This window comes from Sphingomonas sp. JUb134, assembly GCF_004341505.2.
GTDB lineage: Bacteria > Pseudomonadota > Alphaproteobacteria > Sphingomonadales > Sphingomonadaceae > Sphingomonas.
Genome location: NZ_SLYP02000001.1, coordinates 2,371,468 through 2,394,921, shown reverse-complemented (window position 1 = coordinate 2,394,921; position 23,454 = coordinate 2,371,468). Strand labels below are relative to the sequence as shown.

The 23,454-nt window shown below is 68.1% G+C and carries 26 protein-coding genes, 1 tRNA gene and 2 riboswitches; of the genes, 23 read left to right on the top strand and 4 right to left on the bottom strand.

Annotated features, from left to right (window positions below; translation table 11 throughout):
- Nucleotides 1-41: 41 nt before the first annotated feature.
- The 14 genes from cyoA to cobS all read left to right on the top strand — a co-directional run bounded on the left by cyoA (nt 42) and on the right by cobS (nt 12,927).
- Nucleotides 42-1,166 (top strand): ubiquinol oxidase subunit II, encoded by a 1,125-nt coding sequence (gene cyoA, locus EDF69_RS11045; RefSeq protein ID WP_204991369.1) that lies wholly within the window; start codon nt 42-44, stop codon nt 1,164-1,166.
- A 10-nt stretch (nt 1,167-1,176) separates the two neighbouring features.
- Nucleotides 1,177-3,180, top strand: a complete 2,004-nt coding sequence (gene cyoB, locus EDF69_RS11040) for a cytochrome o ubiquinol oxidase subunit I (RefSeq protein WP_132882035.1) — start codon at nt 1,177-1,179, stop codon at nt 3,178-3,180.
- A 2-nt stretch (nt 3,181-3,182) separates the two neighbouring features.
- Entirely contained in the window at nt 3,183-3,812 is a 630-nt protein-coding gene (gene cyoC / locus EDF69_RS11035) for a cytochrome o ubiquinol oxidase subunit III (protein WP_125959996.1), read from the top strand.
- A complete protein-coding gene (cyoD, locus tag EDF69_RS11030) occupies nt 3,809-4,177 on the top strand; it encodes a cytochrome o ubiquinol oxidase subunit IV (RefSeq protein WP_132882036.1) in 369 nt (122 codons plus the stop codon). Before cyoC ends, cyoD begins: the two co-directional genes overlap by 4 nt.
- Entirely contained in the window at nt 4,174-4,887 is a 714-nt protein-coding gene (locus EDF69_RS11025; RefSeq protein WP_204991368.1) for an SURF1 family cytochrome oxidase biogenesis protein, read from the top strand. The genes cyoD and EDF69_RS11025 overlap by 4 nt, the downstream gene beginning before the upstream one ends.
- A complete protein-coding gene (locus EDF69_RS11020; RefSeq protein ID WP_132882037.1) occupies nt 4,877-6,154 on the top strand; it encodes an ATP-binding protein in 1,278 nt (425 codons plus the stop codon). Before EDF69_RS11025 ends, EDF69_RS11020 begins: the two co-directional genes overlap by 11 nt.
- Entirely contained in the window at nt 6,151-6,681 is a 531-nt protein-coding gene (locus EDF69_RS11015) for a response regulator transcription factor (protein WP_125959992.1), read from the top strand. The genes EDF69_RS11020 and EDF69_RS11015 overlap by 4 nt, the downstream gene beginning before the upstream one ends.
- Nucleotides 6,682-6,756: 75 nt before the next feature.
- Entirely contained in the window at nt 6,757-7,362 is a 606-nt protein-coding gene (gene cobO / locus EDF69_RS11010; protein WP_132882038.1) for a cob(I)yrinic acid a,c-diamide adenosyltransferase, read from the top strand.
- Between the two features lie 53 nt (nt 7,363-7,415).
- Nucleotides 7,416-7,600, top strand: a riboswitch (cobalamin riboswitch).
- A 129-nt stretch (nt 7,601-7,729) separates the two neighbouring features.
- Entirely contained in the window at nt 7,730-9,670 is a 1,941-nt protein-coding gene (locus EDF69_RS11005) for a TonB-dependent receptor plug domain-containing protein (protein ID WP_132882039.1), read from the top strand.
- A gap of 12 nt (nt 9,671-9,682) precedes the next feature.
- Nucleotides 9,683-10,228, top strand: a complete 546-nt coding sequence (locus EDF69_RS11000; RefSeq protein ID WP_132882040.1) for a hypothetical protein — start codon at nt 9,683-9,685, stop codon at nt 10,226-10,228.
- The gene (locus tag EDF69_RS10995; protein WP_132882073.1) at nt 10,228-10,635 is read left to right on the top strand and encodes a DUF1636 domain-containing protein; all 408 of its coding nucleotides are present in this window, start codon (nt 10,228-10,230) and stop codon (nt 10,633-10,635) included. Before EDF69_RS11000 ends, EDF69_RS10995 begins: the two co-directional genes overlap by 1 nt.
- Complete coding sequence (cobT, locus tag EDF69_RS10990; RefSeq protein ID WP_132882041.1) at nt 10,632-11,648, top strand: nicotinate-nucleotide--dimethylbenzimidazole phosphoribosyltransferase; 1,017 nt, start codon at nt 10,632-10,634, stop codon at nt 11,646-11,648. Before EDF69_RS10995 ends, cobT begins: the two co-directional genes overlap by 4 nt.
- A complete protein-coding gene (locus EDF69_RS10985) occupies nt 11,645-12,214 on the top strand; it encodes a histidine phosphatase family protein (protein ID WP_339538304.1) in 570 nt (189 codons plus the stop codon). The genes cobT and EDF69_RS10985 overlap by 4 nt, the downstream gene beginning before the upstream one ends.
- The gene (gene cobS, locus EDF69_RS10980) at nt 12,211-12,927 is read left to right on the top strand and encodes an adenosylcobinamide-GDP ribazoletransferase (RefSeq protein WP_132882042.1); all 717 of its coding nucleotides are present in this window, start codon (nt 12,211-12,213) and stop codon (nt 12,925-12,927) included. The genes EDF69_RS10985 and cobS overlap by 4 nt, the downstream gene beginning before the upstream one ends.
- On the opposite strand, the gene EDF69_RS10975 is transcribed toward cobS, so the two are convergent.
- The 3 genes from EDF69_RS10975 to EDF69_RS10965 are packed head-to-tail and all read right to left on the bottom strand — an operon-like array spanning nt 12,904 to nt 16,272.
- Nucleotides 12,904-14,367, bottom strand: coding sequence for a cobyric acid synthase (locus EDF69_RS10975; protein ID WP_132882043.1), 1,464 nt, complete (start codon nt 14,365-14,367; stop codon nt 12,904-12,906). The two genes, cobS and EDF69_RS10975, sit on opposite strands and share 24 nt — an antisense overlap.
- Nucleotides 14,355-15,332, bottom strand: a complete 978-nt coding sequence (gene cbiB / locus EDF69_RS10970; RefSeq protein WP_132882044.1) for an adenosylcobinamide-phosphate synthase CbiB — start codon at nt 15,330-15,332, stop codon at nt 14,355-14,357. Before cbiB ends, EDF69_RS10975 begins: the two co-directional genes overlap by 13 nt.
- On the bottom strand, nt 15,286-16,272 hold the full coding sequence (locus EDF69_RS10965; RefSeq protein WP_239555431.1) for an aminotransferase class I/II-fold pyridoxal phosphate-dependent enzyme: 987 nt from the start codon (nt 16,270-16,272) through the stop codon (nt 15,286-15,288). Before EDF69_RS10965 ends, cbiB begins: the two co-directional genes overlap by 47 nt.
- A gap of 68 nt (nt 16,273-16,340) precedes the next feature.
- Here EDF69_RS10965 and cobU point away from each other — a divergent pair, with 68 nt between their 5' ends.
- The 7 genes from cobU (at nt 16,341) to proC (ending at nt 21,658) form a co-directional block, all read left to right on the top strand.
- Nucleotides 16,341-16,865, top strand: a complete 525-nt coding sequence (cobU, locus tag EDF69_RS10960; RefSeq protein WP_132882045.1) for a bifunctional adenosylcobinamide kinase/adenosylcobinamide-phosphate guanylyltransferase — start codon at nt 16,341-16,343, stop codon at nt 16,863-16,865.
- A 45-nt stretch (nt 16,866-16,910) separates the two neighbouring features.
- Nucleotides 16,911-16,999: riboswitch (glycine riboswitch) on the top strand.
- Between the two features lie 101 nt (nt 17,000-17,100).
- On the top strand, nt 17,101-18,486 hold the full coding sequence (locus tag EDF69_RS10955; RefSeq protein WP_132882076.1) for an L-serine ammonia-lyase: 1,386 nt from the start codon (nt 17,101-17,103) through the stop codon (nt 18,484-18,486).
- Nucleotides 18,487-18,526: 40 nt separating this feature from the next.
- A complete protein-coding gene (locus EDF69_RS10950; protein WP_132882046.1) occupies nt 18,527-19,282 on the top strand; it encodes a TlyA family RNA methyltransferase in 756 nt (251 codons plus the stop codon).
- A gap of 84 nt (nt 19,283-19,366) precedes the next feature.
- On the top strand, nt 19,367-19,921 hold the full coding sequence (locus EDF69_RS10945; RefSeq protein WP_132882047.1) for a tryptophan-rich sensory protein: 555 nt from the start codon (nt 19,367-19,369) through the stop codon (nt 19,919-19,921).
- A gap of 20 nt (nt 19,922-19,941) precedes the next feature.
- Nucleotides 19,942-20,241, top strand: coding sequence for an accessory factor UbiK family protein (locus EDF69_RS10940; protein WP_132882048.1), 300 nt, complete (start codon nt 19,942-19,944; stop codon nt 20,239-20,241).
- A 107-nt stretch (nt 20,242-20,348) separates the two neighbouring features.
- Nucleotides 20,349-20,849, top strand: coding sequence for a YbjN domain-containing protein (locus EDF69_RS10935; RefSeq protein WP_132882049.1), 501 nt, complete (start codon nt 20,349-20,351; stop codon nt 20,847-20,849).
- Nucleotides 20,846-21,658, top strand: a complete 813-nt coding sequence (gene proC / locus EDF69_RS10930; protein ID WP_132882050.1) for a pyrroline-5-carboxylate reductase — start codon at nt 20,846-20,848, stop codon at nt 21,656-21,658. Before EDF69_RS10935 ends, proC begins: the two co-directional genes overlap by 4 nt.
- Here proC and EDF69_RS10925 read toward each other — a convergent pair whose 3' ends face one another.
- Nucleotides 21,659-22,150, bottom strand: a complete 492-nt coding sequence (locus EDF69_RS10925) for a MarR family winged helix-turn-helix transcriptional regulator (protein ID WP_125959979.1) — start codon at nt 22,148-22,150, stop codon at nt 21,659-21,661.
- A 76-nt stretch (nt 22,151-22,226) separates the two neighbouring features.
- On the opposite strand from EDF69_RS10925, the gene EDF69_RS10920 reads away from it, so the two are divergent.
- Together EDF69_RS10920 and EDF69_RS10915 are read left to right on the top strand one after the other, a co-directional pair.
- Nucleotides 22,227-23,327 (top strand): branched-chain amino acid aminotransferase, encoded by a 1,101-nt coding sequence (locus tag EDF69_RS10920; protein ID WP_132882051.1) that lies wholly within the window; start codon nt 22,227-22,229, stop codon nt 23,325-23,327.
- 46 nt (nt 23,328-23,373) lie between these two features.
- Nucleotides 23,374-23,448, top strand: a tRNA-Gln gene (locus EDF69_RS10915).
- Nucleotides 23,449-23,454: the final 6 nt, after the last annotated feature.

Below are 23,454 nucleotides of genomic sequence, written 5' to 3'. Positions count from 1 at the left end.
TGTCCTATTCCGCATGTGCGAACGGAGGTCTAGGCGCGCCGATGATGTCCCGCCTATCGTCTTCCTTCGCCGCGCGATGCGGCCTGAGCTTGCCGCTTGCCGCACTCCTGGGAGGGTGCGACCTGGTGGTGCTGAACCCCTCTGGTGACGTGGCGCGTCAGCAAGGCGACCTGATTCTCTGGTCGACCGGTCTGATGCTGCTCATCATCGTTCCGGTGATGGTGCTCACCGTCCTGTTCGCCTGGCGCTATCGCGCGAGCAACAAGGACGCCGAGTACAAGCCGGACTGGGATCACTCGATCATGCTTGAGCTGGTGATCTGGTCGGCGCCGCTGCTGATCATCATCGCGCTCGGCGCACTGACCTGGACCTCGACCCACCTACTCGACCCCTACCGCCCGCTGGGCCGCCTCTCGCCGACTCAGGCGGTGAAGGCGAACGAGCGGCCGCTCGAAGTCGAAGTGGTGTCGCTCGACTGGAAGTGGCTGTTCATCTACCCGGAACAGGGCATCGCGACGGTGAACGAGCTGGTGGTGCCGGTCGGCCGCCAGGTCCAGTTCCGCCTGACCTCTTCCAGCGTGATGAACGCCTTCTACGTGCCGGCGATGGCGGGCATGATCTACACCATGCCGGGCATGGAGACGAAGCTTCACGCCGTCCTGAACCGTCCCGGCCAGTTCCCGGGCATCTCCTCGAATTACAGCGGCGCGGGCTACAGCCACATGCGCTTCACCACCCACTCGGTGGATGACGCGGGCTTCGCGCGCTGGGTCTCGGAGGCGAAGGCCGCCAAGGGAACGCTCGACGCGGCGACCTATCTCAAGCTTGAGAAGCCGTCCGAAAAGGTGCCGGTGATGCGCTTCGGCGGCGTCGACAAGGGCCTGTTCGAGCGCATCGTGCAGATGTGCCCGGATCCCAAGCGCCCGTGCGATACCCACAACATGGGGCACGGCGGCCAGCCGGGCGTGAACAACCGCCACGCGATGCCGGGCGAGCCGGAAGGCGCGCTCTTCAAGGGCAACGAGGAAAAGCACGGCGGCGATCACCAGTCGAAGCCGGCCGGGCCGGCCCAGGGCACCCAGGATCCCGGATCCGAGGCGAACCGCAATATGACCCAGCTCCTCCGCCCCCGCGTGCCGGGTGCGAGCGCGGCCGACCGCGCATAAAGGCCGAACCATGTCAGACAGCATTCTCAAGACAATCTTCGGGCGACTGACGCTCGAGAGCTTCCCGATCCACGAGCCGATCCTGCTGGTCACCTTTGCGGCGGTCATGCTGGGCGGCCTCGCGGCCGTCGCGGCGCTCACCTATTTCCGGCTTTGGGGCTATCTCTGGAAGGAGTGGTTCACCACGGTCGACCACAAGCGCATCGGGATCATGTACATCATCCTGGCGCTGATCATGTTCCTGCGCGGCTTCGCCGACGCGGTGATGATGCGTCTGCAGCAGGCGATGGCCTTCGGCGGCAGCGAGGGCTATCTGCCCGCGCACCACTTCGACCAGGTCTTCACCGCCCATGGCGTGATCATGATCTTCTTCGTGGCGATGCCGTTCGTCACGGGCCTCATGAACCTGGTGGTGCCGTTGCAGATCGGCGCCCGCGACGTGTCGTTCCCGTTCCTGAACAACTTCAGCTTCTGGATGACGGCGTTCGGTGCGGCGCTGGTGATGGTCAGCCTGTTCGTGGGCGAGTTCGCCCGCACCGGCTGGCTGGCGATGGCGCCGCTCTCGGGGCTCGACTACTCGCCGGACGTCGGTGTCGACTACTACATCTGGGCCTTGCAGGTGGCGGGTGTCGGTACCTTGCTATCGGGCGTCAACCTGATCGCGACCATCGTCAAGATGCGCGCGCCGGGCATGACCATGATGAAGATGCCGGTGTTCGTCTGGACGTCGCTGGCGACCAACGTGCTGATCGTCGCCGCCTTCCCGGTGCTGACCGCGGTGCTCGCGCTGCTGTCGCTCGACCGCTACGCCGGAACCAACTTCTTCACGAACACGCTGGGCGGCAACCCGATGATGTACGTGAACATGATCTGGATCTGGGGTCACCCGGAGGTGTACATCCTGATCCTGCCGGCGTTCGGCATCTTCTCGGAGGTGACCTCCACCTTCTCGAGCAAGCGCCTGTTCGGCTATACGTCGATGGTCTACGCGACCCTCGTCATCACCATCCTGTCGTACCTCGTCTGGCTCCATCACTTCTTCACGATGGGCTCGGGCGCGAGCGTGAACTCCTTCTTCGGCATCACGACGATGATCATTTCGATCCCGACGGGAGCGAAGATCTTCAACTGGCTGTTCACCATGTACAAGGGGCGCGTGCGCTTCGAACTGCCGATGATGTGGACGGTCGCGTTCATGCTGACCTTCGTGATCGGCGGCATGACCGGCGTCATCCTCGCGGTGCCGCCGGCGGACTTCGTCCTCCACAACTCGCTGTTCCTGGTCGCGCACTTCCACAACGTGATCATCGGCGGCGTGCTGTTCGGCCTGTTCGCGGGCGTGAACTACTGGTGGCCGAAGGCCATGGGCTTCCGCCTCGACCCGTTCTGGGGGAAGGTCAGCTTCTGGTGCTGGGTCGTCGGGTTCTGGGTCGCGTTTGCGCCGATCTACATCCTGGGCCTCATGGGCGTTACCCGTCGCCTGCGGGTGTTCGAGGACCCGTCGCTCCAGATCTGGTTCATCATTGCAGGGCTGGGTGCCGCGCTGATCGCGGTGGGAATCCTCGCCATGCTGATCCAGTTCGGGGTGAGCATCCTGCGCCGCGACCAGCTGCGCGACCTGACGGGCGATCCGTGGGGTGGCCGCACGCTGGAGTGGGCGACCTCGTCGCCGCCGCCGGCCTACAACTTCGCGTTCACGCCGATCGTCCACGACCTGGACGCCTGGTACGACATGAAGAACCGTCAGGCCGTTCGTCCGACCGGCGGCTACAGCGACATCCACATGCCCAAGAACACGGGTGCCGGCCTCATCATCGCCGCCTTCTCCGCGATCTGTGCCTTCGGCCTGATCTGGTACATGTGGTGGCTGGCAGCCCTGGGCCTGCTGGGCGTGATCGCAGCGACGATCATCCACAGCTTCAACTATGACCGGGACTTCTACATCCCGGCCGCCGAAGTAACCGCCACCGAGGAAGCCTACGGGCGTCAGCTCGCCGCGGCAGGAGCAGCATAACGATGGCCGAGGCCACGATTCCGCCCGGCGCCGAGGCGCCCATGTTCTACGAGCTCGACGAGCATCATCACGACGCCGGGTCCAGCACCATGCTGGGCTTCTGGATGTACCTGATGAGCGACTGCCTCATCTTCGCGATGCTGTTCGCCTGCTACGGCGTGTACAGCGGCAGCCTGGCGGGCGGTCCTGGACCGCACGAGCTGTTCGACCTGAAGCTGGTCGCGGTGAACACCGCGATGCTGCTGCTGTCGTCGATCACCTATGGCTTCGCGATGATCGCAGCCGGCGAGCAGAACAAGGGCGCGACGCTCGGCTGGCTGGCCGCGACCGGCCTGTTCGGCCTCGCGTTCCTGGGCATCGAGCTCTACGAGTTCTCGCACCTGATCCATGAAGGTGCGGGTCCCTGGCGCAGTGCGTTCCTGTCCGGCTTCTTCACGCTGGTCGGCACGCACGGTCTGCACGTCACCTTCGGCATCATCTGGCTGGTGGTGCTGATGGTGCAGGTGAGCCGTGGTGGCCTGATCGCCGCCAACCAGCGTCGCCTCCAGTGCCTGTCGCTGTTCTGGCACTTCCTCGACGTCGTCTGGATCGGCGTCTTCACCTTTGTCTATCTGTTGGGAGTGCTGCGATGAGCGCGGAACCCGTGGCCCATCACGCCAGCGGCGAAGCACATGGCTCGCGCCGCGACTATGTGATCGGCTTTCTCCTGTCGGTCGTGTTGACGGCGATCCCGTTCGCGCTCGTCATGACCAACGCCTTTTCGGATCCGCGGGTGACCGCGGGCATCGTGACGGCGATGGCGATGATGCAGATCGTCGTGCACATGATCTACTTCCTGCACATGAACACCAAGTCGGAAAGCGGCTGGACCCTCATGGCGCTGATCTTCACGATCATCATCGTCGTCATCGTGGTCGCCGGATCGCTCTGGGTCATGTACCACATGAACCTCAACATGATGCCCGAGATGGCGTCCGAGGCCATGGAAGCGATGTGAAGCAGCGTGTCGCCCGGCTCGCGCTGGGCACGCTGATTGCCCTGGTCTTTGCGGCGCTGGTGGCGCTGGGGACCTGGCAGCTGGAACGCCGCAGCTGGAAGCTGGCGTTGATCGCACAGGTGGAGCAGCGACTGCACGCTCCACCTGTCGCGGCTCCGGGGCCAGGGGCCTGGGGCGCCATCGATGACGGGGACGTCTATACCCGCGTCGTGGCAAGCGGCCGGTACCGGGCCGGTGCGGACAGCTTCGTACAGGCTAGCACGCAGCTCGGTCCCGGATACTGGGTGCTGACGCCGCTCGACACGGGCAAGTTCACGCTTCTGGTCAACCGGGGCTTCGTGCCGCCGGAACTGCGCGGCAAGGTGGCGGCTCCCGAAGGGCAGGTCTCCGTGGAAGGGCTGTTGCGGGTGACGGAGCCCGGCGGTGGTTTTCTGCGCAGCAACGATCCGGCGCAGGATCGCTGGTACTCGCGCGACGTCGCCGCGATCGCCAACAAACGGGGGCTCGAGAATGTCGCTCCCTACTTCATCGATGCCGTCGAACCACGCTCCGGATGGCCGCGCGGCGGCCTGACGGTCGTGCGATTCCGGAACAATCACCTTGGGTACGCCTTCACCTGGTTCGGGCTGGCCGCCGGTCTGCTGGTGATGGTCGCGGTCGCCCGCCGCTGGGGAAGGGAGGTCCACGAGGCGCCGCCACATGACGCGTAGCATCGCCTTTCGCGCCGACGGCGACGCCGGGAGCCGAAACCAGCGGCTGCTGGTACAGCTCCGCTGGATCGCGATCGGGGGGCAGCTGACCGCGATCCTGGCCGTGAACTTCGGTCTTGGTATCACGCTCCCGCTGACGCCGATGCTGGCGACGCTGGGGGTGCTCCTCGGCCTCAACCTGTTCGCCCTGTTCCGCCGGGGCAGGTCGACCACCAACCTCCAGATGTTCGGCGTACTGCTGGTCGATGTCGGTGCGCTGACGGTCCAGCTCTACCTGTCGGGCGGGGCGACGAACCCGTTCGTCACCCTCTACCTGTTGCAGGTCGTCATCGGCGCGGTGCTGCTGTCCGCCTGGTCGAGCTGGGCGCTGGTGGCGATGACCAGCGTGGCGTTTGCAGCGCTCGCCGTGGTGCATCGACCGCTGCCGCTGCCGGCGGCATTGGCAAGCGCCCTGTCCCCGGGGTTCATGGCCGCCAACTGGTTCAACTTCACGCTCACCTCGATCCTGCTGGTCGCGTTCGTGACCCGCATGGCGCGCAATGTCCGTGATCGGGACGCGCACCTGGCCGCCATCCGCCAGCGAGCGGCCGAAGAGGACCATATCGTCCGCATGGGATTGCTTGCGAGCGGGGCTGCGCACGAGCTGGGGACGCCACTCGCGTCGCTTTCCGTGGCGCTGGGCGACTGGCGGCAGGAGCCCGCCATCGCCGGCAGTCGGCGGCTCGCCGCCGAGGTGGACGAAATGCGGGACGAGATCGCCCGCTGCAAGAAGATCCTGGGCGGCGTCCTGTTCGCCGCGGGCGAGGTCACCGGCGAGGCGCCGGTGCGCACCAGCCTGCACCGCTTCCTGGAAGGCGTGGTCGAAGACTGGCGCGGCAAGGGTCCGGTTCCTCTTCGGTTCGAGAGCCATCTGGGACCGGACCGGCCGATCGTCGCCGATCGGGCGCTGGCGCAGGCGCTCACCAACCTCTTCGACAATGCCGCCGAGGCCGGCGCGGGGTCGATCACGCTGGCGGCGGTGATGGACGGCCCCATATTGGTGCTGGCGGTCCGGGACGACGGACGCGGCTTTCGGGAGGATATGTTGGGCACCGTCGGGCAGCCGTATCGCAGCAGCAAGGAAGCGGGCGGCCTAGGGCTGTTCCTGGCGACCAACGTGCTGCGGACGCTGGGCGGCACGCTGGAAGCACAGAACCGGGCCGGCGGCGGCGCCGAGGTGGTGCTGGCGCTGCCGATCGCCTCGCTCGCGCTGGAGGAGACGGAATGACCGACCGCAGGCTCCTGATCGTCGAGGACGACGCCGTCTTCGCGCGTACGCTCGCCCGGTCGTTCGAGCGGCGTGGCTACCAGGTGGAGGTGACGGCGGATCTTGAGGATCTGGCCGGCATCGTCGATCGCTTCGCGCCGGAGTTCGCGGTCGTGGATCTGCGGCTCGGCGGGGCATCGGGCCTTGCCTGTGTCGAGCAGCTTCATGCCGCGGACCCGGAGATGCGCATCGTGGTGCTGACGGGCTTTGCGAGCATCGCCACGGCGGTGGAGGCGATCAAGCTGGGTGCCACCAACTATCTGACGAAGCCCTCGCACACCGACGAGATCGAGGCGGCGTTCGATCGGCCGGGCGGCGACGCTCAGGTCGAGGTCTCTGCCACCCCCACGACGATCAAGACGCTGGAGTGGGAGCATATCCACCAGACGCTGGCCGCGAGCGACTTCAACGTGTCGGAGGCCGCCAGGCGGCTCGGCATGCATCGGCGCACCCTCGCTCGGAAGCTGGAGAAACGCCACCTTTCCTGATCCCGCGGCTTCGTCGCCTTGACGACTGCGGTGCGCGACGCGACGGCGGGCGCGAGTTGCCGTCAGGAGAGTGGGTTGGAGCAGGACAAGAACGCGCGCCACAATGCCAGGATGCGCAAGGTACAGCTTGCGCGCCAGGCGATGATGGCGACCAAGACGATCGAGAAGGGGCTGCTGATCGTCCACACAGGACCGGGCAAGGGGAAGACCACTGCCGCGCTCGGCATGGCGGTGCGGGCGATCGGCCATGGCATGAAGGTGGGCGTGATCCAGTTCGTCAAAGGGGCGATGGATACCGGCGAGAAGGCGGTGTTCGACGCGCTTTCGGCTCACATCGAGTTTCGCCCGATGGGGGAGGGGTTCACCTGGGACACCCAGGATCGCGCCCGCGACATCGCCGTGACCCGCACCGCCTGGGAAGAGGTGAAGCGGATGCTGGAGGATCCCACCTACGACATGGTGATCGCGGACGAACTCAACATCGTCCTGCGCTACGACTATCTGCCGGTGGAAGAGGTGCTGGTGGCCGCTGCGGCGCGGGGACCTCGGCAGCATTTCGTCGTCACCGGGCGCAACGCGCCGCAGGCGCTGATCGACATGGCCGACCTGGTCACCGAGATGACGCAGGTCAAGCATCCGTTCCGGGACGGGGTGAAGGCCCAGGCCGGGATCGAATTCTGATCGCACGCAACCCCGGCAACGCAGCGCGATTGACCCCGCCCGGCGGCGCGGCTACCGGGCGGCATGCGACAGGTTCCCCGGAGACGGGGATGAAAAGGGAACGGGAAAACCCCGGCTGCCCCTGCAACTGTACGCGGCGAGCCACCGCGCCATACGCCATTGGGAGTGATCCTGAGAAGGCGGCGCGGACCGGCTGAGACCCGCGAGCCAGGAGACCTGCCTGACGCAGTCGTCCTTCGATCGGTCAGGGTGCGCCGAACGGACGGGGAAACCCGAGCGACGACATCGTCAGCCTGCATGCTTGCGGGGGCGAGGGCATGCGCCCTGTCCCGGCAAGCAGCGGGCGTTGCATGTTGAAGGGGGTTTCATGATCCGAGTTCTTGCGCCGTTGCCGCTGCTGTTTTCGCTTCCCGCTTTTGCGCAGGAGGCGCCGGCGCCCGACGCTGCGACTGCGCCGGCCTCCGACGAGGTCGTCGTCACTGCCACCCGCACTCCGATCGCTGCCGATCGGGTCGCCGCGTCCATCACGGTGCTCGACAAGGAAGCGATCGATCGGGCCCAGGACCTGAGCGTGGCAGGGCTGCTGCTGCGCACCCCGGGCGTCAGCCTGTCGAGCAACGGCGGCTATGGTACCGCCACGTCGGTTCGCATCCGCGGTGCCGAGGCCGACCAGACGGTGGTGGTGATCGACGGCGTCAAGCTGAACGATCCGTCCTCGACGGGCGGCGGCTACAACTTCGCGAACCTGCTGGTGGGCGATGCCTCCCGCATCGAGGTGCTGCGCGGCGTACAGTCGATCCTCTGGGGCAGCCAGGCGATCGGCGGCGTCGTCAACGTCGTGACGCCGCTGCCGCAGAGCGATCTGGAAGGGAGCTTCGACGTCGAGGCGGGGTCACGCGACACCGTGAGCGCCCGCGCCGCGGTGGGCGGGCAGACCGGCCCGCTCGCGTGGCGCGTGGGTGGGCAGACGTTCACCACCGATGGTGTCTCGGCAGTGGCACCCGACTTCGGTGGCCGCGAGCCGGACGGCTATACGAACCAAAGCGCGCAGGGCCGCGCCCGGCTCGAGCTGGCGACCGGCGTCAGCGCCGAGGTGCGGGGCTATTACGCTAATGGTCGCGTGGAGATCGACGGGTTCGCCGGCGACAGCCTGGAGTATTCGCGCAACCGCGAGTTTGTCGGATATGCGGGCTTGAACGTCGACCTTCTGGGTGGCCGTCTGCGCAACCGCTTCGGCTACGGCTATACCGACACCAACCGCGACAACTATGATCCGGCGCGCGAGCGGCCCAAGACCTTCGACGCGGCAGGCCGGAACGAGCGGCTCGAGTATCAGGGCAGCCTTGCGATCGCGACCGGATGGAATGCCGTGTTCGGAATCGAGAACGAGAAGTCGCGCTTCCGCTCCGTTTCGCCTTCCGGCGCCTTGTCGGACCCGGTGCCGGAGCCGGCGCGGGGCAAGGCCGAACTCACCGGCATCTACGGCCAGGTGAATGGTGTCGTGGTCGACGGTCTCACCCTGACTGCGGGCCTGCGGCAGGACGACCATAGCCGCTACGGTAGCGAGACGCTGTTTGCCGGCGGTGGTGCGTGGGCGCTGCCGTGGGGCACGGTGGTGCGTGCCAGCTACTCGGAAGGCTTCAAGGCGCCGACGTTGTACCAGCTGTTCTCCGAATACGGGAACCAGGGCCTGAACCCCGAGCGCGCGCGGAGCTGGGAGGCTGGCGTCGAGCAGCGCCTGCTCGACCGCGCGGTGACGCTTTCGGCGACGTATTTCGAGCGCCGGACCCGTGACCTGGTCGAATACATCGGCTGCGGCGCCACGCCGGACCCGCTCTGCGTCATCCCCGGCACCGACATCGCGCGCTGGGGCTATTATGACAACATCGCCCGCGCGTTCGCCCGCGGGGTGGAAGCCACCATCGCTGCCCGCCTGGGTTCGCGGGTGACCGCCGACGCCAACTACAGCTGGACCGAGGCCGAGAACCGCTCGACCGGCAGCGCCTATGGCAACTGGTTGCCGCGGCGTCCCCGCCACACGGCCAATGCGTCCGCGACCTACAGCCTGCCGAGTGGCGCGTCCCTGGGCGCGGCGCTGCGCTGGGCCGGCAAGAGCTACGACAATGCGGCCAACACGACGCGACTGGACGACTATACGCTGGTCGACGTTCGGGGCGAGGTCCCGCTGAGCCCGAAGGTGCGGCTCTTCGCGCGGGTGGAGAACCTGTTCGACGAGGACTATGCCACCGTCTACCGGTACGGCACGCTCGGCCGCAGCGTCTATGCAGGTCTGCGCGGCCGCTTCTGAGGGAAATGATCGATGACGACACCCCGTTCTTCCCAAGCCGCATCGGCGCTCTGGATCCTGCTGCTCACCGTGGCGAGCGTCGCGACCACCCTGGTGTTCAAGTGCGCGACGCCGTTTCCGGCGCTTGCCGCCCTGGCTGCGGTGCACATGCGGGCGAAGGACGGGGTGTCGCTCGCGCTGCTCGCATGGGCGGCGAGCCAGCTCGTCGGCTTCTGCTGGCTTGATTACCCTCTGGCCGCCAACAGCCTCGGCTGGGGTGGAGTGATGGGGCTCGCGGCCGTCGCGGGCGCCATCGCAGCCCACTGGGCTGCCACGCGATCGGGGGCGGGGTTCCTCACCCGGCTCGGCCTGAGCTTCGTCGCGTCCTTCGTCGCCTTCAAGTCGATGATCCTTCTCGGCACCGTGGTGCTGGATGGCGGGACCGCGGCTTTCGCTCCGGACGTGCTGCTGCGCCAGCTCGGGCGCAATGCGGCGGTGCTCGCAGGCTTGCTGGTTCTCCACCGTCTGCTCATCAGCCTCGGCGTGCCGCCCGTGCGGACGGAGCGTGCGCTCGCATGATCCTGAAGCCAGCGGTCAGCGGGCCGGCGATCGTCGCGTGCAACACCTGCCGCGTGCCCGGTGAGGGCCAGGCCGGCGACAGCGGCAAGCGAAGCGGTGCCCGCCTGGTCGAGGCACTGCGGGCCGTGCAGGCGAGCGACCCTGCCTACGAGGCCGTGGCAGTCGAGGAGATGCCCTGCCTGTTCGCCTGCGGAGATTCCTGCACCGTGCATCTGCGCGCGCCGGAGAAGGTCGGCTATGTGCTCGGGCGCTTCACGCCGGACGAGGGTGCGGCACGTGCTATCCTGGACTACGCAGTCCTGTATGCAGAGAGCGACGGCGGCCAGGTGCCCTATCGCGACTGGCCGGAAGGTGTGAAGGGGCACTTCCTCACGCGCATGCCGCCCGCCGGCTTCGTGGTGGCATGAGCGGCTTCTTCGCTTCGGCCGAAGCGTTCGAAGCGGCGTTAGGAAGCCTTCGGAGCATCGATGCGGCAGCGCGCGATGCTGCTGCCGCCCGTCAAGACGTCCTCACCAAGCCACCCGGATCCCTGGGCAGGCTGGAGGAGATCGCGCTATTTCTCGCCGGGTGGCAGGGACGCGAGCGTCCTCGGATCGACCGGGGGCGGGTGGCGATCTTCGCGGGCAACCATGGCGTGGCGGCCCGAGGCGTGAGTGCCTTTCCGTCCGAAGTTACGGCGCAGATGGTCGCCAACTTCGAAGCCGGAGGCGCCGCCATCAATTCCTTGGCCCGTGCCGCCGGGCTGGAACTGGTCGTCGTCCCGATCGAGCTCGGCCGCCCGACGAAGGACTTCGTCGAAGCGCCGGCCATGTCCGCCGAGGAGTGCCTCGCGGCGCTCAATCTGGGCGCCGCGGTGGTCGAGCCGGATCTCGACCTGCTCGTGCTGGGCGAGATGGGCATCGGCAACTCGACGGCGGCGGCCGCATTGGCGGCAGCGAGCTTCGGCGGCGGCGCGCGGGATTGGGTGGGGCCGGGTACCGGCGTCCACGGTAGTGCACTCGAAGCCAAGGTCGCGGCAGTCGACGCCGCCCTGACCCGTCACACGAAGGCGGCCTCGGGTGCCTTTGACATTCTTCGGCGCTTGGGCGGGCGGGAGATCGCCGCCATCGCCGGAGCGGTGCTCGCGGCACGGCAGGCAGGCGTTCCCGTGCTGCTCGACGGCTTCATCTGCTGTTCCGGCGTGGCTCCGCTTGCGGCGACCAACCCGGACATCGTCGGGCATTGCCTCGCCGGTCATTGCTCGGCCGAGCCCGGTCATGCGCGGCTTCTCGATCGGCTGAAGCTCAGTCCGATCCTTTCCTTGGGGATGCGATTGGGGGAGGGGAGCGGTGCTGCGGTGGCAGCAGGCGTGGTGCGTGCCGCGATCGCGACCCACGATCAGATGGCGAGCTTTGCCGAGGCAGGCGTTTCCGAGGCGTGACGGCGCCGATCGATCTTCACCTGATGCGCCACGGCGAGCCGGCGCTTGCCGGCCGGCTGCTTGGCAGCACGGATTGTGAAGTTCTCCCCGACGGGGTGCGGGCATGCCGTTCTGCTGCGGCCGGGTTGGCCATCCGGCAGGTGGTCGCGTCCGATCTGCGCCGCTCGGTGGACTGCGCCACGGCGATCGCGGCGGATCACGAGGTACCGCTGGGCCTCGATGGACGGTGGCGGGAACTCGATTTCGGACATTGGGACGGACGGAGCCCGGAAGAGGTGGACGCTGCGGCTCTCCGCGCGTTCTGGGACGATCCGGATGGCGCGCCGCCTCCCGGTGGCGAGCGCTGGTCGACGCTCCTCGCGCGCGTCGCCCAGGCGCTAGAAGGGGTCGCGGACGGCAGCCTGATCGTTACTCATGCGGGCGCCATGCGGGCGGCTCTGGTAGCGGCCTGCGGCTTCGACCGGCGTCAGAGTTGGGCCTTCGACCTGCCTTATGCCTGTGTTCTCTCGCTACGCCTCTGGCGCGGTGAGGCACCCGCGGCGCAGATCCTGGCACTGCGCCCATGAAGGGGCTGCTGCTCGCCCTCGGCTTCCTCACCCGCCTGCCGGTTCCGTCGGGGTCTGCCGACCCCCCGGCGTTCGCGGCCGCGATCCGCTGCTACCCGATCGTGGGGCTGGTGGTGGGGGCGCTCGTTGCCGGGGCGGGGTGGCTCGGAAGCCTCACCGACCCCTGGGTCGGCGCGCTTGCGGCGCTCGCCTGCTGGGTCGGTGTCACGGGCGCGCTGCATCTCGACGGCCTTGCCGATGTTGCTGACGGAGTCGGTGCCGCGCACGGCGATCGTAGTCGTCTGATCGCCGTCATGGCCGATCCCCGTGTCGGAAGCTTCGGCGTCGTCGCGATCGTGTTGCAGCTGCTGGCGAAGCTGGTGCTGCTTCATGGCGCGGCGGGGGTCGGATGGCTTCCGGTCGTGCTGGTGCCGTTTGCCGCCCGCATGGGCCCGCTCGCTTGGGCCCGCTGCGTCCGGCCGCTCAAGCCGGCTGGGCTGGGCGCAACCGTGGCCTCGGCGGTCCGCGCGCGGGATCTGTGGGGCTGGGCGGCCGTGTTGGCGGCCGCCTGCGTCGCAGTGCCTTCCCTGATCGTCGCGCCGCTGCTGATCGCGGCTGCTGCGGCCTGGTTCCGGCACCGCCTGGGCGGTGTCACCGGCGACGCGCATGGAGCGGGGATCGAACTGGTGGAAACTGGATTGCTGGTGGCGCTAGTGACGATCGGCCAGGACTGACAGCGCGATCAGCGCGTCGATGTCGACATGCTGCTCCAGCTCCGCTGCGATGCTGTCGAGCGCGCGGTCGACGGAAGCGCTGTGGTCCGGGCCGCTGCCTGCCACGCCGATCCGCGCGAGCCACGCACGCCGTTGCGCGGCCAGTCCCAGCAGACCATGCACATAGCTTCCGGTCACCAGCCCGTCCGCACTCACCGCGCCGTCCGTCCGCCCGTCTTCGAAGCGCACCGCGGGGTGTGCCGTGTCGGGGCCCGTGGTTTTGCCGAGATGGATTTCATAGCCCTCGAACGCCGCGCCGTTTGCGGTTCCGCGAACTTCTGCCAGCGCCTTGTCGCCACCGAGCACCGTGTCCGCCGCCAGTAGCCCGAGCCCTTCGACGCTCTCCGCAGGACCCTCGAGCCCCTCCGGATCGGCGATGCTGCGTCCGAGCATCTGGTAGCCGCCACACAGGCCCAGCACCGGGCGCCCGCGCCGATGATGCGCCCGTATGTCGATGTCCCACCCTTGTGCGCGGACGAAGCGGAGATCGGCGATTGTCGCCTTGGAGCCGGCAAGGACGATCAGCGCCGCCTCTGCCGGGATCGGCTTGCCGGGCGGGACCATCACCAGTTCCACGTCGGGTTCGAGCCGGAGCGGATCGAGGTCGTCGAAGTTGGCGATGTGGGCGGTGATCGGGCATGCAACCAGCACGCGATCCGCTCTCGGTGCCTGGGATTGCTGGAGCACGACCGCATCCTCGCTCGGCAGCCTGGCGGCATCCGTGAGCCACGGCACCACGCCGAAGCCGCGCCACCCCGTCCGCTCCGCGATCGCTTCGTAGCCATCGGAGAACAGGGTCGGGTCTCCGCGAAACTTGTTGACCAGAAAGCCGTGGATCATCGCGGCGTCTGCCGGATCGATCACCGCGCGCGTGCCGACCAGCGAGGCGATCACGCCGCCCCGGTCGATGTCGCCAACCAGCACCACCGGCACCCCGGCTGCGCGCGCGAAGCCCATATTGGCGATGTCGCCGGCGCGCAGGTTGATTTCGGCAGGCGAGCCGGCGCCCTCGATCACGACGATGTCCGCTTCGGCCCGTAACCGCCGATAGCTCGCCAGCACCTCGTCGAGCAGGCCCTCGCGACCTTGGCGCCACTGCGCAGCCCGGAGAATGCCGCGCACTTGGCCTCGTACCACCAGTTGCGAGGTGCGGTCCCCCTGGGGTTTCAGCAGCACGGGGTTCATGTCGACGCTGGGTCGGACCCGCGCAGCTAGGGCCTGGGTGGCCTGGGCACGGCCGATCTCGCCGCCTTCCGCCGTGACTGCGGCGTTGTTCGACATGTTCTGTGGCTTGAAGGGGCGCACGCGAAGCCCGCGATTGGCGAGCGCCCGGCAGAGGCCCGCGACCAGCACCGACTTGCCCACATCGGAGCCGGTCCCCTGCAACATCACGGCACCCATGCAATGGCTCCTGCAATCACCCAAAGAAAGAGACAGGCGTGACGATAGACGCGGAGCGCTCTGAGAAGGTCTTTTGAAGTCGGGTCTCGATATTCGCCGCCGATCCACGGCTTGTCCGCCGACACGCCGTCATAGGCGACCGGGCCGGTCAGCCGGACGCGAAGAGCGCCGGCCATCGCCGCTTCCGTCCAACCGGCATTGGGGGACGCATGACGGCGGGCGTCGCGCAGCATCGTCCGCCACCCGCCGGCGCCAGCAAGGCAGAGGAGGGCACCACCCAATCGGGCCGGCAGGATATTGGCCAGATCGTCGATCCGCGCCGATGCCCAGCCGAAGGCACGCCAGCGCGGCTCGCGATGGCCGATCAGGCTGTCCGCAGTGTTGAGCGCCTTGTAGGCCCAAAGCCCCGGCAGTCCCAGCAGTAGAAGCCAGAAGAGCGGTGCGGCGATGCCGTCGCAGAAGCTCTCCGCAAGGCTCTCGATGCCGGCGCGCGCGACGCCCGCTTCATCGAGCGCGGCAGTGTCCCTGCCGACGATGCGGGAGACTGCGGCGCGCGCGCCGGGCAGGTCGGAGGCCAGCAGGGCCGCTGCGACCGGCCGGACGTGATCGTCAAGGCTCCGCTGCGCCAGGCCGGGTGCCGCCAACAGCGCCACGCCGATCCAGCCATAAGGACCCAGCAGGTCGCGGGCCGTTCGTTCGAGGAGCCAGGCGCCACCCGCTGCCGCGGCGATCAGGAGCATGATCGTGAGCACCCCGGCGGCGCGGCGGCTCCACTCCGGCCGGTCCGGAACGTTCCAGCGCGCCTCGCACGCGCCGATCAGGCGCGCGAAGCCGCCGACGGGGTGGCCGACGCGGGCGTAGAGCCGCTCGGGCCACCCGACTGCGGCATCGATCGCAAGCGCGAGCAGGGCGATCGGCTCAGCGATGGGAGAGCGCCCGGTCGAGCCGCGCCAGCGCCGCCGCATCCGCTGGAAGGCCGATGCGCAGCCACTCGGGCGCATAGTCGAACGGCCGGGTCAGGATGCCCTGGCGCGCCAAGTCGGTGAAGATCGCCTGCGCCCCTGCGTCCTCGATCAGACGGAATAGCGGACTTGCGCCCTGCGGCTCGAGGTGATGACGACGCAGCACAGCATCCAGAGCCGCGCAGCGCTCGGCCAACTGCTTGCGGGCGTCGGCGATCCAGTCGGGGTCGCCATAGGCGGCAGTGCCGAACGCGATCGCGTGGGCGGAGACCGGCCAGCTTCCGAGCCGATCGCGCAACGCCGCCACCAGATCCGCCGCGCCACAGGCGAAGCCCAGGCGGACGCCGGCCAAGCCGAAGAACTTCCCGAACGACCGCAAGACGAGCACCCGATCATTTGGCGTCAGATGCGGGAGCACGCTTACCTCTGGAGTCGCGTCGGCAAAGGCCTCGTCGATCACCAGCACGCCACCTGCGCGAGCAAGACGACGGGCCAGGTCCAGCATCTGTTCGGGCGCGACCACGCGGCCGTCCGGGTTGTTCGGGTTCGCGAGCAGCAAGGTGCCGTCGCCGACCGCCCCAAGCGCATCGATCGGGACCATGTCGCTGCAGGCGAGGGCATCCGCGTGGGTTCGGTAGCCGGGCGCACCGTGGCGGTGCGGGGACGGCAACCCGAGGCCGTCGAGCAGCCGCAGCCCCAGTTCGGTGCCCGGCAGTGCGGTGATGGCCAGATGCTGCGCCCCGAACGCGGCGGCGGCGGCCGCTTCCAGTGCCGCACGCGATCGCTCCGAAGGTAGGCGATCGAGGTCGATGTCGGGTGCGATCGTCGGGCTCCACGCAACGGGGTTGATCCCGGTGGAGAGATCGAGCCATGGCTGCGGCGCATCGGGAAAGCAGTGCGTCGCCTCTTCGAGGCAGCCGCCGTGGAACATCAGTGCGCGCAATGCGGAGCCTCGACTTGGGGTGCGGCAGCCTCCATCCGCATTGGCGGAGCAACAGGCAAGGGGCAAGGATGACCATCAATCGATCGGGACGCACGATGCTGGTGCTGGGCGGCGCCCGTTCGGGCAAGAGCCGCTACGCACAAAGCCTGGCAGAGGCATCGGGTGGTCGGCTGGTCTTCGTCGCGACTGCCCAGGCGTTCGACGACGAGATGACCGATCGCATCCGCCGGCACCAGGCCGATCGCGACGGCCGGTGGACGACCGTCGAGGCGTCGGTCGACGTGGCCGGCGCGATCGGCGCTGCGGATGGCGAGGATGCCGTGGTGCTGGTCGACTGCCTGACGCTGTGGGCCTCCAACTTGCTGCTCGGCGAGGAGGATGCCGAGGAGCGGCTGGCGCAGTTGCTGGCGGCACTGAAGCGCGCGCGGGGGCAGGTGCTCCTCGTCGCCAACGAGGTCGGGCTCGGCATCGTGCCCGACAACGCGCTCGCCAGGGCGTTCCGCGATCTTGCCGGCACCATCAACCAGCGCGTCGCCGCGGCGGTCGACCGGGTGCACATGACCGTGGCCGGCATCCCGATCATCGTGAAGTGACCTCGATCCGGCTTGACACCTGCCCGGCGCAAGCGGCAGCACGGGTGCGACGACATGGGAGAGATCGGGCACCAGCCCGGCGCCGAAGGAGCAACCGCCCCGGAAACTTTCAGGCAGAAGGACCGGTCGTCATCAACATCTGGAGAGAGGCGCGCTGGCGTCCGCCGACGGGATAGCATTCTCAGGCAGGAAGGACAGAGGGGGCATGCAACCGCCGGAAGGCGGGGAGTTCATCATGCCGGACGATCCTTCCCAGAACAGCCGCACCGACGCGCGCCGTGCGATCAGCGTCACCGAATTGTTCACGATCGGCATCGGCCCGTCGAGCTCGCACACCGTGGGGCCGATGCGCGCGGCGCATGGCTTTGCCGAGGCGGCGCTGGAGGCGCTGCAGCCGGTTCGCGTCCGCTGCGAGCTGTTCGGTTCGCTGTCGCTGACGGGACGCGGTCACGCGACCGACAGCGCCGTCGTGCTCGGGCTTGCCGGGCATCTGCCCGATACCGTGGATCCCGACGCGGTACCGGAGATCCTGCGGGCGGTGCGCGAACGCGGCCAATTGCAGCTTGGCGGCGAGGTACCGATCGCGTTCGGCGTCGACGACATCGTCTTCTCGCACGAGTTCTTGCCCGGGCATCCCAATGCGGTGCGCTTCACCGCCTGGGATGCGGACGGGCGCGAACGCACCCAAACCTATTTCTCCATCGGCGGCGGCGTGGTGGTAGAGGCGGGCGCCGGATTGCACATCGCCAACGCCGCGGTCGCGCATCCATTTGCCTCTGGCGCCGAGTTGCTCGAACTGGGCGACGCGACCGGCCTTTCGATCGGCGAGATCGTCCGTCGCAACGAGTGCGCCTGGCGCAGCCGCGAGGAAACCGATGCCTTTCTGGACGCGGTGCGGGCGGCGATGCTCGCCTCCATCGAACGGGGCTGTGCGACCGACGGCGTGCTGCCGGGGGGCCTGAACGTCCGCCGTCGTGCCAAGGCGCTGCACACGACGCTGGCTGCGCGCAGCGATCGAGCGGCGCCAGCCTCGGTGATGGAATGGATCAGCCTGTGGGCGCTCGCCGTCAACGAGGAGAATGCGGCCGGCGGGAGGGTGGTTACCGCGCCCACGAACGGGGCCGCGGGCGTAATCCCGGCAGTGCTCCAATACTACGAGCGGTTCGTGGAAGGAGCGACGCCGGAGGGCTCGCGGGTACTGCTAGCCACCGCGGCCGCCATCGGCTTCCTGTACAAGAAGCGTGCTTCGATCTCGGCTGCCGAAATGGGGTGCCAGGGGGAGGTCGGCGTCGCCTGCTCGATGGCGGCAGCGGGGCTTGCGGCGGTGCTCGGCGGCACGAACCAGCAGATCGAGAACGCGGCCGAGATCGGCATGGAGCACAACCTGGGCCTGACCTGCGACCCGGTCGGCGGCCTGGTGCAGGTGCCCTGCATCGAGCGCAACACCATGGGTGCGGTGAAGGCTGTCAACGCCGCCTATCTGGCGCTGCATGGCGACGGTAGCCACATCGTGCCGCTGGATGCGGTGATCGAGACGATGCGGCAGACGGGCGACCACATGCGATCCGAGTATAAGGAGACGAGCCTGGGCGGGCTGGCAGTGAACGTCGTCGCCTGCTGACGGCTTGCCTGCGGGGGGCGTTCCGGTCCATGCGGCCGCCATGCCCAAGATCCGCGCCGACCAGCTGCTCGTCGACCGAGGCCTCGCCGAGAGCCGTACGCGGGCGCAGGCGTTGGTGATGGCCGGTCTGGTGTTCGTCGGCGATCGCAAGATCGAGAAGCCCGGGCAGCAACTGGCGGACGATGCCGTGCTGGACGTGCGCGGGCGCGACCATCCCTGGGTTTCCCGCGGCGGCGTCAAGCTCGCCCATGGCCTCGATCACTTCGGCTGGGCGGTCGACGGCGCGGTCGCGATCGACGTCGGCTCATCCACGGGCGGCTTCACCGACGTGCTCCTGACCCGCGGGGCGGCGCGCGTCTATGCCGTCGACAGCGGCACCAACCAGCTCGCCTGGAAGCTCCGCCAGGACCCCAGGGTCATCGTGCACGAGCAGACGAGCGCGCGGCTCCTCACCGAGGTGCATGTGCCGGAGCGGGTGGACCTGATCGTCTGCGACGCGAGCTTCATCGCGCTCGCCAAGGTGCTCGATGTGCCGATGGGCTTCGCGAAGCCCGGCGCGCGGCTGCTCGCGCTGGTGAAGCCGCAGTTCGAGGCCGGGCGCGCGGAGGTGGGCAAGGGCGGCGTCGTCCGCGATCCTGCCGTACACGCGCGCGTGTGCGACGAGGTGGCGAACTGGCTCACCGATCGCCGGTGGCAGGTGGAGGGGGTGACGCAGAGCCCGATCACCGGTCCGGAAGGCAACGTCGAATTTCTAATCGCAGCCCATGCTCCCGACGAGGGCGGCGGTCCCGAATAGGGACAGGGTCTGGGTGGCGGCTCCGGCTTGCATTGCACCCGGCCGCACCGCAGACAACGCGGCCGGATGAACAGGATTGAGCGCGTGAACGAGATCGCTTCCAGAGCGCAACTGCGTGCGGGCTTACTGCGGTGGGCGATCGTGACCGTGCCGCTCGTCCTCCTCCTGGGCCTTGCCGCGGGCAGTCTGGTTCCCGCGGGATCCCAGAACGCCTGGTATGCCGCCCTGGCGAAGCCTTGGTTCACGCCGCCGGACTGGGCCTTTCCGGTCGCCTGGACGCTGATCTACGTGCTTCTGGGCGTGGCCTTGGCCATGGTACTCGATGCGCGGGGCGCGCGCGGGCGTGGGATCGCCGTCAGCGCCTTTGTGGTGCAACTGGTGCTCAACCTCGCCTGGATGCCTCTGTTCTTCGGAGCGCATCGGGTGTCCGCGGCTCTGGCGTTGATCCTGGTGCTGCTTGTTGTGGTGGCGCTTACGGCCTGGCTGTTTGCCCGGATCCGCCCGCGTGCGGCGCTGCTTTTCGTGCCCTATGTCGCGTGGCTGATCCTGGCGACGGCGCTCACCTGGGAGATCGATCGGCGTAATCCGGGTGCCGAAACCCTTGTGCCCGCGACCTCGTCTGCCCAAATGGCGATCTAGACGCGGGAAGGACCTGACACATGCAATCCGAAAACCGGATCTTCGACGATTTCGCCAAGTTCGTGAACGGTGCTGCCGGCACGCTGGCTGGCATGGCACGTGAGGGCGAAAGCGCAGCGCGCGAGCGGGTGCGTGAATTCGTCGGCGGGCTCGACTTCGTCAGCCGCGACGAGTTCGAGGTCGTGAAGGCGATGGCCGTTGCCGCGCGGGACGAGGCAGATGGCCTGAAGGCACGACTGGAAGCCATGGAGGCGAAGCTCGCCGGCGGAAGCACGGCCCCCATGGCGGCCGAACCGCTTGCGGGCGACAGCATCGGCTAACGGGTTTTCCCCAGCTTTCTGGACCAAGCGGCGCGCGTCGACCTTGTGTCGGTGCGCGCCGCTTGGCATTTCCGAACCATGACGACTGCCCACCCGGAAAGGACCTGATGCTCGACGAAGCCGAGGATGATCGCGACGCTGCCGCTCCGATCGACATGTTGGAGCGCTACTTCGCCGCGCACGGCTGGTCGCACCAGCGCGACGAGGATGAGATCGTCGCCAAGGTCAAGGGAAGCTGGACCGAGTTCGAGCTGCGCGCGATCTGGCGGGCGGACGACGGCGTGCTCCAGTTCCTGGCCTTTCCGGACGTGCGCGTGGCGGACGATCGTCGCGGCTCGATCTATGAAGCGATCGGCCTGATCAACGAGCAGCTGTGGATCGGCCACTTCGAACTTTGGTCGTCGAGCGGCATCCTGCTGTTCCGCCACGCAGCGATGATCGATGTCGAGGAAGCGGCGCTCTCGTTGGAGCAGGCTGAGGTTCTGGTCGATACCGCGATTGACGAGTGCGAGCGCTTCTATCCGGTGTTCCAGTTCGTATTGTGGGGCGGCAAGTCTCCGCGAGAGGCAATCGCCGCCTCGATGATCGAGACGCGGGGCGAGGCGTGACGCAGCCGCTCGCCGGACCGATCTGGCTGGTCGGATGTGGCAACATGGCCGGAGCGATGCTGCGCCGTTGGCTGGAGACCGGCCACGTGTCTGCCACCGACGTCACGGTCATCAATCGCAGCGGCACGCTGCCGATCGACGGCATTCGCGTGCTGACCGAGGTGCCTGCCGATGCGCCTGCACCAGCGACCGTGATGCTGGGCGTAAAGCCGCAGCAGCTCGACATCATCGCGCAGACCGCGGTTGCGCAGCTTCGCCCCAAGCTTCTGCTGTCGATCCTGGCAGGCGTGGAGAATGCAGCGCTTGCGGCCCGGTTCCAGGCGGATGCCATCGTCCGCGCGATGCCGAACCTGCCCGTTTCGATCGGCAAGGGGGTGGTGGCGCTGCACAGCGATAGCCTTGATGAGGGGCTACGTGGTGCGGCGACGGCGCTGATGGCGCCGCTCGGCACCGTCGAATGGATCGGTGAGGAGGGGCTCTTCGATGCGGTGACTGCGCTGTCCGGATGCGGCCCCGGCTTCGTCTTCCGCTTCATCGACGCGATGGGCGCGGCGGGCGCGGCACTCGGCCTTCCGGAGGACCAGGCGCGACGCCTGGCGATCGCGACCGTCGAAGGCGCAGGAGCGTTGGCCAGCGGGACGGAGGCTTCGCCCGCGACCCTGGCCGACCGGGTCGCGAGCCCGGGCGGCTCCACCCGTGAGGGCCTCAACGTGCTCGACCGCGAGGACGCTCTGCGTCGTCTGATGGCGGAGACGCTGGCCGCATCGGCTCGGCGCAACGCCGAGATGGCGGCCGCTGCGCGCGGCTGATCAGCGCTCGCCGAGTGCCCGGATCATCGGACGGTCGCTGTCGGGGATGAGACTTTCGAGCACCGTCCAGAACCCTGCGACCGCTTCGGGTCCGGCCGTCTGATAGGCTTTCGCCAGCCGCTCCCGCACGAGCTGATACAGGCGGCTCTCCAGCGCAGCCCCTTCCGGCGTGAGCTTCAGCAGCCGCCTGCGCGCGTCCCGGTCGTCGCTTCGGCTTTCCACCAGTCCGCGTTCGGAAAGCTCACCCAGCACGCGCCCCAGCGACTGCTTCGTGATGGCGAGCAGCCGCAGCAGTTCGCTCACCGACAGGCTGGGCTTACGCGCAATGAAGTAGAGGGCCCGGTAATGCGCCCTGCCGAGCTTGTGCGCTTCGAGCTCGGCGTCGGTCACGCGGGTCAGATTGGAATGCCCGAAATAGAGCAGCTCGAAGCCGCGGCGGATTTCCGTCTCCCGGAGGAACTGGGCCGAGGCTGCACGATTTGGGACAGTCATGTTGACCTGTTCTGCCAGTGGGCTTAGGCCACGGCAAGCCGGAACGGCACCGCGCCGTCCGATTGCGGAGCAGATCATGATCGACCAGTCCGAAACGCGCTTTCCTCTTACGCCGAACGCCTCGCCGCTCCCGGCCAGCGAGCGTGCGGACAAGCTGGTGAGCCCGGGCTTCGGTCGCGTGTTCACCGATCACATGGCGATTGCACGCTGGTCCGACGAGAAGGGCTGGCACGACATGCAGATCGTCGCGCGCGGCCCCGTGCAGATGGACCCCGCAGCGGCGGTGCTCCACTATGCCCAGGAAATCTTCGAGGGGCTGAAGGCGTACCGGCTCGAGGACGGCGGTGTCGGCCTTTTCCGTCCGGAAGAGAATGCCAAGCGCTTCCGTCGTTCGGCGCGCCGCATGGAGATGCCGGAGCTGCCGGAGGAGCTGTTCCTCGCGTCCTGCCGGGAGCTCTCGCTGGTCGAGCGGGACTGGATTCCCGAGGGCGAGGGCGGGGCGCTCTACCTGCGCCCGTTCATGTTCGCGAGCGAGGTGTTCCTGGGCGTGAAGCCTTCGGCCGAGTATCTCTACATCGTGCTCGCCTCGTCGGTCGGCGCCTATTTCAAGGGCGGCGCGCCGAGCGTGTCGCTGTGGGTCTCCCAGGAATATACGCGCGCAGCGCCGGGCGGCACCGGTGACGCGAAGTGCGGCGGCAACTATGCAGCCAGCCTGGTGGCGCAGGCGGAGGCGATCCGCCAGGGCTGCGACCAAGTCGTCTTCCTCGATGCAGCCGAGCGCCGCTGGGTCGAGGAACTGGGCGGTATGAACATCTTCTTCGTGTTCGACGACGGCAGCATGCTGACGCCGCCGCTGACCGGCACGATCCTGCCCGGCATTACCCGTGATTCGATCCTGCGCCTTGCCCGCGACCAGGGGATCACGGTGCGCGAGGAACGTTATGGGATCGACCAGTGGGAGGCAGATGCCCGCAGCGGCCGGCTTCGCGAAGCATTTGCCTGCGGCACCGCGGCGGTGGTGACCCCGATCGGCAAGGTATCCTCGCCACAGGGCAGCTTCTCGATCGGCAACGGCGGCCCGGGCGAGCGTACGATCGCGCTACGCGACACGTTGGTGAACCTGCAGCGCGGCCGCACCGAGGACCCCTACGGCTGGCTCGAGCGGATCGACGCATAACCCCCTTCCCACCACGCCCGGGGCCGGTATAAGGCCCCGCGGCTGTTGGGGCGTCGCCAAGCGGTAAGGCACCGGTTTTTGGTACCGGCATTCGCAGGTTCGAATCCTGCCGCCCCAGCCAACTCTT

Bases quoted from the DNA above. Each gene is read 5' to 3' on its own strand.
- EDF69_RS11020 (WP_132882037.1), top strand. From the start codon at position 4,877: ATGACGCGTAGCATCGCCTTTCGCGCCGACGGCGACGCCGGGAGCCGA.
- cyoC (WP_125959996.1), top strand. From the start codon at position 3,183: ATGGCCGAGGCCACGATTCCGCCCGGCGCCGAGGCGCCCATGTTCTAC.
- EDF69_RS10920 (WP_132882051.1), top strand. From the start codon at position 22,227: ATGATCGACCAGTCCGAAACGCGCTTTCCTCTTACGCCGAACGCCTCG.
- EDF69_RS10975 (WP_132882043.1), bottom strand. From the start codon at position 14,367: ATGGGTGCCGTGATGTTGCAGGGGACCGGCTCCGATGTGGGCAAGTCG.
- EDF69_RS11000 (WP_132882040.1), top strand. From the start codon at position 9,683: ATGACGACACCCCGTTCTTCCCAAGCCGCATCGGCGCTCTGGATCCTG.
- EDF69_RS10925 (WP_125959979.1), bottom strand. From the start codon at position 22,150: ATGACTGTCCCAAATCGTGCAGCCTCGGCCCAGTTCCTCCGGGAGACG.
- cobT (WP_132882041.1), top strand. From the start codon at position 10,632: ATGAGCGGCTTCTTCGCTTCGGCCGAAGCGTTCGAAGCGGCGTTAGGA.
- cobS (WP_132882042.1), top strand. From the start codon at position 12,211: ATGAAGGGGCTGCTGCTCGCCCTCGGCTTCCTCACCCGCCTGCCGGTT.
- EDF69_RS10935 (WP_132882049.1), top strand. From the start codon at position 20,349: ATGCTCGACGAAGCCGAGGATGATCGCGACGCTGCCGCTCCGATCGAC.
- cobU (WP_132882045.1), top strand. From the start codon at position 16,341: ATGACCATCAATCGATCGGGACGCACGATGCTGGTGCTGGGCGGCGCC.
- EDF69_RS11005 (WP_132882039.1), top strand. From the start codon at position 7,730: ATGATCCGAGTTCTTGCGCCGTTGCCGCTGCTGTTTTCGCTTCCCGCT.
- EDF69_RS10950 (WP_132882046.1), top strand. From the start codon at position 18,527: ATGCCCAAGATCCGCGCCGACCAGCTGCTCGTCGACCGAGGCCTCGCC.
- EDF69_RS10940 (WP_132882048.1), top strand. From the start codon at position 19,942: ATGCAATCCGAAAACCGGATCTTCGACGATTTCGCCAAGTTCGTGAAC.
- EDF69_RS11015 (WP_125959992.1), top strand. From the start codon at position 6,151: ATGACCGACCGCAGGCTCCTGATCGTCGAGGACGACGCCGTCTTCGCG.
- EDF69_RS10955 (WP_132882076.1), top strand. From the start codon at position 17,101: ATGCCGGACGATCCTTCCCAGAACAGCCGCACCGACGCGCGCCGTGCG.
- cyoD (WP_132882036.1), top strand. From the start codon at position 3,809: ATGAGCGCGGAACCCGTGGCCCATCACGCCAGCGGCGAAGCACATGGC.
- cyoA (WP_204991369.1), top strand. From the start codon at position 42: ATGATGTCCCGCCTATCGTCTTCCTTCGCCGCGCGATGCGGCCTGAGC.
- cyoB (WP_132882035.1), top strand. From the start codon at position 1,177: ATGTCAGACAGCATTCTCAAGACAATCTTCGGGCGACTGACGCTCGAG.
- cbiB (WP_132882044.1), bottom strand. From the start codon at position 15,332: ATGCGGCGGCGCTGGCGCGGCTCGACCGGGCGCTCTCCCATCGCTGAG.